Annotated in this window: 3 protein-coding genes and 1 tRNA gene; 1 reads left to right on the forward strand and 3 read right to left on the reverse strand. The window is 53.1% G+C overall.

Features of this window, described 5'->3' with window-relative positions:
• Positions 1–9: 9 nt before the first annotated feature.
• The 3 genes from FHD68_RS19270 to FHD68_RS18530 form a co-directional block, all read right to left on the reverse strand.
• A tRNA-Leu gene (locus FHD68_RS19270) sits at positions 10–152 on the reverse strand.
• Between the two features lie 7 nt (positions 153–159).
• Positions 160–429 (reverse strand): hypothetical protein, encoded by a 270-nt coding sequence (locus FHD68_RS18525; protein ID WP_139086582.1) that lies wholly within the window; start codon positions 427–429, stop codon positions 160–162.
• Complete coding sequence (locus tag FHD68_RS18530) at positions 426–641, reverse strand: hypothetical protein (protein ID WP_139086584.1); 216 nt, start codon at positions 639–641, stop codon at positions 426–428. Before FHD68_RS18530 ends, FHD68_RS18525 begins: the two co-directional genes overlap by 4 nt.
• A gap of 220 nt (positions 642–861) precedes the next feature.
• Here FHD68_RS18530 and FHD68_RS18535 point away from each other — a divergent pair, with 220 nt between their 5' ends.
• On the forward strand, positions 862–1,347 hold the full coding sequence (locus tag FHD68_RS18535) for a hypothetical protein (RefSeq protein ID WP_139086586.1): 486 nt from the start codon (positions 862–864) through the stop codon (positions 1,345–1,347).
• The last annotated feature ends 44 nt before the right edge of the window (positions 1,348–1,391 follow it).

A 1,391-nucleotide genomic window follows, 5' to 3' on the forward strand; every position in this document is an offset into this window, starting at 1 on the left:
GAAAGGGCGTGGTAGGGGCGGCCGGACTCGAACCGGCACTCATTGCTGAAACGGATTTTGAATCCGAACACAAGATGTTGTGTTCGCTCCAAATGATGTTGAGAGATTAGGCGGACGTATCCGGAACAGGGCGTGAATGTTGCGATGCCCCCTGCCCCCTCACTTGCGGTCGTCCGGCCAGCCATGAGGCTTATGACCCCACTTGTCAGACGCCCGCGCCCGAACCTCATCCAGCGCCTCAGGCATCGAATCTGAATAGCCGTTCTTCAACGGCATGGTGATGACCGACCATGCCCACTGATCGCGACCGAGGCGGCTGCTCTGCTGGTTGTCGCGCATGACACGGCCGACTACCAAGCCATCCCGCAGAATGACCCAATTATTAGCATCGGTCTCGAAGGCGATCTTGCGGGTCCAGTGCGCGCTCATTCAGGTTCTCGCATGCGGAGAACCCGGCTGCCGAACTGAAGGAGGAGCCTATCCCGCGGCGAGTAATCGGCCACCGCGTCCCATGCCGCAAGCATGGCGCTCAGGTGCCCGGCCGCCAGGGAATACCGATCACCCTGCCACTCCTCGCACCAGATGATGTAAAGGGCCCGGTTCTCCGGGAAGATCGGCTCGTGGATGCGATGGCGGGGCATGGCTGTCTCCTTCTGTTCAACTAGAACAGAAGGAGAACGTAACACAAGACTTGGTAAAGTCTCAGGTCGGCGGGCGATCTTATCGATTATAGATGGAGAGTTCGCCGCCTTGTTTCACGGTGCCGGTGCCGGTGCCGGTTCTGATCGCATTGTTGACCGATACCTCTTGGAAGGATCTAAATTACCGATGAAACGAGGGAACTTAGGATTGTAGTTGTCTATGGAAACGGTTGTTGAGTTGAGTGCTGCGTCCGATGGCGCAAGTCTAATCATTCACTTTACAGGAGGTATACGTGCTTGGAAAAGCGGCACAAATTTGTGGGACATTGGTCCAATAAGTGAAGGAGGGGTTCCCGTTTCTAAGGGATCATTTAGCACTGAAGAACTTCAAAAGTTTGCAGGTGAAAAAGGTTTGCATGCAATTGCATTTGAGGATTGCGTTATGTCTAATGGCGCATATTACTCAGTAATGCGGGCAATCACAAAAAAGAACGAAAATCATCTTTTTGCGTCTGCTGATGAATGGAGGAACATTGAGTCCAACATAACTCAAGCGAGACTCGATGATTACCTCACGGAGCACGCTAAAACGGATCGTGATGAATTAGATCAAGTGTTGGATGCGAAGACGTCAATCGAAGCAGTTACTGGTTATATTAGCGACAGTTTGCGATCTTTAGGGTCAGGATTCATAACCAGTAGATGACGAGGGCGGCTAGGGCGACGGCCGAAAGGAAGACCTTCGGGCAC

Source organism: Paracoccus marcusii (assembly GCF_006151785.1).
GTDB lineage: Bacteria > Pseudomonadota > Alphaproteobacteria > Rhodobacterales > Rhodobacteraceae > Paracoccus > Paracoccus marcusii.